The organism is Rhodococcus sp. YH1 (assembly GCF_009939605.1).
Taxonomy (GTDB): domain Bacteria; phylum Actinomycetota; class Actinomycetes; order Mycobacteriales; family Mycobacteriaceae; genus Rhodococcus; species Rhodococcus aetherivorans.
Map to the genome: position 1 here is coordinate 1 of NZ_WVTE01000133.1, position 5,918 is coordinate 5,918.

The 5,918-nt window shown below is 71.0% G+C and carries 9 protein-coding genes; 4 read left to right on the top strand and 5 right to left on the bottom strand.

Annotated elements, in window-relative coordinates:
• Window positions 1–169: 169 nt before the first annotated feature.
• Both AIIKEEIJ_RS11995 and AIIKEEIJ_RS12000 read left to right on the top strand, forming a co-directional pair.
• Window positions 170–1,054: a maleylpyruvate isomerase family mycothiol-dependent enzyme gene (locus tag AIIKEEIJ_RS11995; protein WP_161995735.1), complete on the top strand. Its 885-nt coding sequence runs from the start codon at window positions 170–172 to the stop codon at window positions 1,052–1,054.
• 11 nt (window positions 1,055–1,065) lie between these two features.
• The gene (locus tag AIIKEEIJ_RS12000; protein WP_029542868.1) at window positions 1,066–1,689 is read left to right on the top strand and encodes a Type 1 glutamine amidotransferase-like domain-containing protein; all 624 of its coding nucleotides are present in this window, start codon (window positions 1,066–1,068) and stop codon (window positions 1,687–1,689) included.
• Between the two features lie 21 nt (window positions 1,690–1,710).
• Here the strand turns inward: AIIKEEIJ_RS12000 and AIIKEEIJ_RS12005 are convergent, their stop codons facing one another.
• Window positions 1,711–2,028, bottom strand: a complete 318-nt coding sequence (locus tag AIIKEEIJ_RS12005; protein ID WP_006940127.1) for a hypothetical protein — start codon at window positions 2,026–2,028, stop codon at window positions 1,711–1,713.
• A gap of 128 nt (window positions 2,029–2,156) precedes the next feature.
• On the opposite strand from AIIKEEIJ_RS12005, the gene AIIKEEIJ_RS12010 reads away from it, so the two are divergent.
• Window positions 2,157–2,678: a hypothetical protein gene (locus AIIKEEIJ_RS12010; protein ID WP_161995736.1), complete on the top strand. Its 522-nt coding sequence runs from the start codon at window positions 2,157–2,159 to the stop codon at window positions 2,676–2,678.
• Between the two features lie 177 nt (window positions 2,679–2,855).
• On the top strand, window positions 2,856–3,134 hold the full coding sequence (locus AIIKEEIJ_RS12015) for a GNAT family N-acetyltransferase (RefSeq protein ID WP_161995737.1): 279 nt from the start codon (window positions 2,856–2,858) through the stop codon (window positions 3,132–3,134).
• A 138-nt stretch (window positions 3,135–3,272) separates the two neighbouring features.
• On the opposite strand, the gene AIIKEEIJ_RS12020 is transcribed toward AIIKEEIJ_RS12015, so the two are convergent.
• The 4 genes from AIIKEEIJ_RS12020 to AIIKEEIJ_RS12035 all read right to left on the bottom strand — a co-directional run.
• Window positions 3,273–3,959 carry a DUF998 domain-containing protein gene (locus tag AIIKEEIJ_RS12020; protein WP_072634943.1) on the bottom strand — a complete coding sequence of 229 codons (687 nt, stop codon included), beginning with the start codon at window positions 3,957–3,959 and terminating at the stop codon, window positions 3,273–3,275.
• Window positions 3,960–4,127: 168 nt separating this feature from the next.
• Window positions 4,128–4,301 carry a Sec-independent protein translocase subunit TatA gene (gene tatA / locus AIIKEEIJ_RS12025; protein WP_006940119.1) on the bottom strand — a complete coding sequence of 58 codons (174 nt, stop codon included), beginning with the start codon at window positions 4,299–4,301 and terminating at the stop codon, window positions 4,128–4,130.
• Window positions 4,301–4,972 (bottom strand): Rid family hydrolase, encoded by a 672-nt coding sequence (locus AIIKEEIJ_RS12030; RefSeq protein WP_161995738.1) that lies wholly within the window; start codon window positions 4,970–4,972, stop codon window positions 4,301–4,303. The genes tatA and AIIKEEIJ_RS12030 overlap by 1 nt, the downstream gene beginning before the upstream one ends.
• Window positions 4,973–5,000: 28 nt before the next feature.
• The coding region (locus tag AIIKEEIJ_RS12035; RefSeq protein ID WP_202916938.1) for an FAD-dependent oxidoreductase at window positions 5,001–5,918 on the bottom strand (918 nt) is incomplete at its 5' end.

Below are 5,918 nucleotides of genomic sequence, written 5' to 3' on the forward strand. Positions count from 1 at the left end.
GGTCCGCCTTCCAGACCGTCTTCCACGCGCATCTGCACGTGCTGCCGCGGTGGCGCGGCGACAAGCTGCGCCTCGCGGCGGGACTGCTGCGGCGCCGGCCCCACGACCCGGAGGCCACCGGCGCGGCGATCCGCGCCGGCCTGGCCCGTCTCGAAGCGGAGGACGCACTGTGACACACGGAAAGACACACGGAAACACCACGACCGGCGGCACCACCGGGCCGGACACGGACGCCGCGCCGGAGTTCCCGGTCGAGCCGATCCGCGCGCTGCTGCTCGAGCAGTTCGGGGTCATCGACGAACTGCTCGCCGACGTACACGGGGACACCTGGTACACGCCCACCTCGCTGCCCGGGTGGACGGTCAAGGACATCACGGCACACCTGATCGGGACCGAGTCGATGCTCGCCGGCATCGAGGCGCCGCACGTCGAGATCGACGTGCACGCCCTCGGCCACGTCCGCAACGAGATCGGCGCCTTCAACGAACGGTGGATCGAGTCCCTCCGCGGCACGCCCGGCGACGAGGTGCTCGCGCGGTACCGGGAGATCGTCGCGCGCCGGCGGGAGCAACTCGGGGCCATGACCCAGAAGGACTTCGACGAACCGGCGATGACCCCGGTGGGGCAGGCCACCTACGGCCGTTTCATGCGCATCCGCGTCTTCGACTGCTGGATGCACGAACTCGACCTCCGCGACGCGCTCGGCGTGCCCGGCGACGAGGGCGGCGCCCGGGCCGAGCTCGCAGCCGCGGAGATCTTCGGGGCGCTCGCGTTCGTCGTCGGCAAGCGCGGCAAGGCTCCCGACGGGGCGCGGATCACGTTCGAGCTGAGCGGCCCGCTGGCCCGCACCCTCCACGTCGAGGTGGACGGCCGGGCCGCGGTGGTGCCGGCCCTGTCCGGTCAGGCGACGAGCATCGTGGCCATGGATTCGCGGCTGTTCGTGCGGCTCGCCGGCGGTCGCACGCACGCGTTCGACCGTCTCGACGAGATCACCCTCGGCGGCGACACGACGGTGGGCCGGCGGATCGTCGACCACCTCGCCTTCACCATCTGATCGGCGGCTTCGTGCGGCTGTTCCTGTCGTCGTACCGGTTCGGCACGGATCCCGGGTTGCTCCTCGGAGTCACGCGGGGGCCGTGCCCCATCGCGGTGATCGCGAACGCGGCCGACGCATGGCCGTCCCGGGCCCGGGACTCGGCGGTGGCGAGCGAGCTGGCGCCGCTGCGTGCACTCGGATACGAACCCACCGAGGTGGATCTGCGGGACCATGCCGGCGCCCCCGACGGCCTGCGGGCGGCGCTGTCCCCATTCGGAGCGTTGTGGGTGCGCGGCGGCAACACGTTCGTGCTGCGCGCGCGGCTCGCCCTGTGCGGGGGCGACGAGATCCTCACGGACCTGGTCCGTTCCGGTGCGCTGGCCTACGCTGGATACAGCGCAGGGGCGTGCCTTGTGACGCCGTCCCTGCGCGGTCTCGAATTCTCCGACGATCCCGGCGAGGTCGACGCGGTCTGCGGGGTCCCGGCCCGCTGGGACGGTCTCGGGTGGGTGGACTACGCGATCGTCCCGCACGCCGGGGACTCCCCCCTCGCCGACGCGGGCGTCGCGCGGACGCTGGACTTCCTCACTCGCGAGCGGCTGCCGTTCCGGGCACTCGGCGACGACGAGGTGATCGTCGTGGACGAGTCCTGAGGCCCCGTGGCGGTGCCGTGGTCACGGCCCGTTGCTCGCGCGGACGAACGGCGCGAACCGGTCGAGGGAGACCCAGGCCGTGCGGCATCGGCGGGCGGTGACCTCGTCGGCCCGCGCGAGCAGGATGTCGAGAAGTTCCCGGGGATTGTCCCGCCAGCGCAGGGCGAGGTGCCGTTCCTCCTCGTCCGACAGCGCCGCGAACCTGCTCGCCGCGGCGGCCCAGTCCGCCACGTCCCCGTGATGAAGGCGCTCCAGCGCGTTGTAATCGACTCGCCGCGAAAGGAATTCGTCGGACAACGCGCGGACGAGTTTCGCGTCCGTCAGCGCGGATGCGGTCATACGGCACCTCCTTCGAACGACCGTTGACGTTAGTGACCTGCGACAACCACCCGATCGCGCAGCCGGAACGATTCGATAACAGAGTGACTGGTGAGACTGATGTGACTTCCGCTGTTAGGATCCGTACGGTGGAGACACTGACCGACCTGCTCACGAGCGGTGCGGCACCCTGGTGGGCCGTACCGGTGGGACTCACGGCCGGCGTGCTCCTCGGCGTCCTCGCCACCCGGATCGGCGCGCGACCCCCGCGACGGAACGCCGCCGTGGCCGCTCCCCTGTGGGCGGCCGATCGCGCGCTGCAGGTCCGCTTCCTGCACGCCGCCGACAGCGTCTACAACCACCTGTTCGAGGCGGATCACTCCGCCCTCGCCGAGGCCGACCTCACCGAGGCCCTGCAATCCGACGACCTGCACCTGCGCTCGGTCGCCCGCGGCATCGTCGACCTCGACGCGATCGTCAACGAGATGCGGCTGTCCGCTCCCGATCCGGTGCTCGCCGCCGCCGTCGCCCTCTTCGGATACCTCACCGCCGTCTCGAGCGACGGAACCGACGACCTCGACGAGTTCCGGGACCGCTACCTGACCCGCAAGTCCGCGTTCGTCGACGCCGTCCGCGCCGCCCACCCGCCGGCCGGCCCGGTCCCCGCCTGAGCCCGTCGCCACTGTCGACTGCATCGCGTCACCACCACCACCACGTCACCGCTCACGTCACGCGGGGCCCGCCCTCGACACAGGTCCACAACAGGAACATCGCGGCCCGCGCCGCGCGCATTACCGCCGCCGCGGGCGGATCCCCCCGCCGGCGCGACGGCCGGTAGGGTCGTTGGCGTGACCAACGACGAGCACCGCATCGAACATCACGCCGAGCAGTCCCGATTCGCGTTGTACACCGGCGACACCCTCGCCGCGTTCGCCGACTACACCGACTCGGACGGTGTGCGCGACTTCGACCACACCGTCACCCAGCCCCGGTTCCGCGGTCACGGGCTCGCCGCCGAGGTGGTCCGCCACGCCCTCGACGCCACCCGTTCGGAGGGCCTGAAGATCGCGGCCTCGTGCTGGTACGTCGTGCAGTTCCTCGACGCGAACCCCGAATACCGGAACTGACTCGCCGAGGCGCCGCCTCTATCAGCACGGAGGCGCCGCCTCAATCAGCACGGAGGCGCCGCCTCAATCAGCACGGAGGCGCCGCCTCAATCAGCACGGAGGCGCCCGCCTCTAACAGCGCGGAGGCGCCCGCCTCGCTCAGCGGGCGCCGGCCTGCCCGGTGGGGGCACCCCCGGCGCGCAGGCGAAGGCCCAGCGCGACGAGCGCGGGGAAGACGACCAGCCAGAGAATGCCCCGCTGCACGAGACCCGCGAGGTCGTGCAGGGGCGCGTCGTCGGGCAGCACCAGCACGACCATGAGCGGCACGCCGGCCGCGGCGACGAGTCCCGCACCGAGCACGTAGCGCGACAGCGCCGGGAACCGCCCGTCGCGTGCGAGACGGCGCGACGTCACGACCAGGCCGAGCGCGATGCACGAGAAGAACGTGAAGCCCGAGACGAAGTGGTAGCCCGGGTCGTAGGTGACCCCCGCTGCGTCCTCCCGCAGCGGGAACACCGCCGCGAGCAGTGCGCCGACGCCGGCGAGACCGATCAGCACCGGGCCGAGGGCGCCCGTCCGGTCGGCCGCCGGTCCCCGGTGCACGGCGACGGCGAAGATCAGCAGCAGGAGTCCGAACACGACGAAGTTGAACTGCTGGATCCAGCCGTTCGGGCCGGCTTCGAGCGCACTGATCGTTTCCGCGGTCGGGCTGTACTCGTCCCGCCGGGCTGCCTGCTGCGCCAGCACCACCACGGTGAAGAGGAGGGGCGCGACGATCCCGGCGAGTGCGGCGGCACGTCCCCGAACCAGCCGCGTACCGGGTCCGACGCCGACGTGTGCGCTCATGACCGCTCCTGACCGAGTCCGAATCTGCCGTCGCAGAGGACGTTAGGAGCACCGACGGTGACCGGCATCGGAAGGATTGCCCATTCGGCCCGCCCCGGGATGGGAACTTCGACCCACAGCCCGGCGGACGCGGCCCGTGGGCCTGCGCCGCGGCGCAGGCCCACGCGTTCACAGCTCCCGTGGCGCGTCGCCGGTGTCCGTATGCAACTCACCCACTTCCGTCTTCAGGATTCGCATCGACCGCCCGAGGCCCCGTGCGGCCTCGGGCAGCCGCTTGGATCCGAACAACACCAGCACCACGAGAGCAATGATCGCCCAGTGGGCGGGACTGAGTGCTCCCATCAGCGGGGTCCCTTCCCCTCGGGGTAGACGGCGTCGACCTCCACTTCGACGAGCCACCCGGCCACCGGCAGACTCGCCACCTCCAGCGCGAATCGGTTCGGGCGAGCCGGGTTGCGTTCGAGCGGCGCGGCGGGCTCGGCGGTCCCCATCGGCACCAGCTCGGTGTCGCCGGTCTCGAGGTTGGTGTTCGCGAAGAACTGGCGGTACGCCCGGTTCCATCCGGCGTAGTCGGCGCGATCCGTCCCCGGGGCGTTGTCGAGGAAGACCCGCATCGTGGTCACGTCCGCCAGACCGAGCCCCTGAGCCTCGAGATTGTCGCGGATCTTGCGGAGCACATTGATGCCCTGCGCCTCGGTGACCGTCACCCCGGCCGGGAGGACACCGCCCGCGAAGGTCGCGGTGTCGATGTAGGACTCCGGGGACCCCTGCGGCGCGGCGGTGTTCGCGGCCGACGGCCCGGTTCCGCTGGTCTTGTACACGGCGGCGCTGGCGCCGATGCCCACGCCCTCGGCGATCATCGGGTTGGCCTCCCCGACCGGCAGCACCGACTGCACGAGCACGGGCGGTGCCGAGCCGGCCTCCGCGTCCGTGGACGAGCACGCCACGGTCGAGGCGCCGACGACGGGCAGGACCAGGGCCGCGAGAACGGTTCGGGCGGCACGCTTGTTCATGGATCTCTCCTTGTCCGGGATGGGGATGTCAGGATGCGGCGACACGCTCGTGCAGCGACGTGACCACGGCGCGTGCGGAGGTGAACGCACCGTGTTGCCAGGCGATCGCGTTGGACAGGTGGTCGCCGGCGAAGTAGACGTTCTGCACCGGGTCGAGCAGCAGGGTGTATTCGGGGGTTGCCTCTCCCCCGTGGGAACCCCCGGCACCCTGCCACGATGCCCAGGCCGACTCCGAGTACCGGGTGCGGCGCCAGCTGCCCGAGAACGACGAGGCAATGTCGCGGGTGTACTTGTCGCCGTGGATCTCTGCCCCCTCCGCGATCGCCTTGGCCAATCTCTGCTTGTGCGTGAGCGATTCGAAACCGAGGTGCCTCTTGCCCGAGGAGTAGTAGCCGACGACCACGCCGCGGTCCGAGTTGTAGTGGTCGTAGGGGAACATGATCTGGGAGATGTCCTTGTCGGTGTTGCTGGCACCGCCGTAGATCCGGTCCTCGAGTTCCCACCAGCGGCGCGTGTACTCGATGCCGAGCTTGCCCGAGGAGCTGGGCTCGGCCGCGCCGAGTGCGTGCACGACGTCGGCGGGCAGGTTGTGGTTCAGCCGCGTCACCAGGTGCGGCGGGATGGTGCAGATCGCGAAGTCGGCGTCCACCACCCGCGGCGCACCGTCGCGGGTGTATTCCACCCGCACCCCCTCGGTCGTGTTCTGCAGGGCCGTCACCTCCGACCCGTATTCGATCCTGTCGGTACCGATGCGGTCCTCGAACGCGTAGTAGATGCGGTCCATGCCCCCGACCGGGGTGAACATCATCATCGCCTGGTCGTAGCCGAAGTCGAAGCTGAAGTTGCGGCCGATGCCGCCGCGGATCACGTCCGTCATCGCGAAGGGCGGCTCGTGCGTGCCGAAGTCCAGACCGGCGCCGGGCTCGGAGGTGTACCCGCGGCGGGT

Coding starts and splice junctions, on each gene's coding strand:
- AIIKEEIJ_RS12005 (WP_006940127.1), bottom strand. CDS start 2,028: ATGACCGCATCCGCGCTGACGGACGCGAAACTCGTCCGCGCGTTGTCC.
- tatA (WP_006940119.1), bottom strand. CDS start 4,301: ATGGGAGCACTCAGTCCCGCCCACTGGGCGATCATTGCTCTCGTGGTG.
- AIIKEEIJ_RS12020 (WP_072634943.1), bottom strand. CDS start 3,959: ATGAGCGCACACGTCGGCGTCGGACCCGGTACGCGGCTGGTTCGGGGA.
- AIIKEEIJ_RS12030 (WP_161995738.1), bottom strand. CDS start 4,972: ATGAACAAGCGTGCCGCCCGAACCGTTCTCGCGGCCCTGGTCCTGCCC.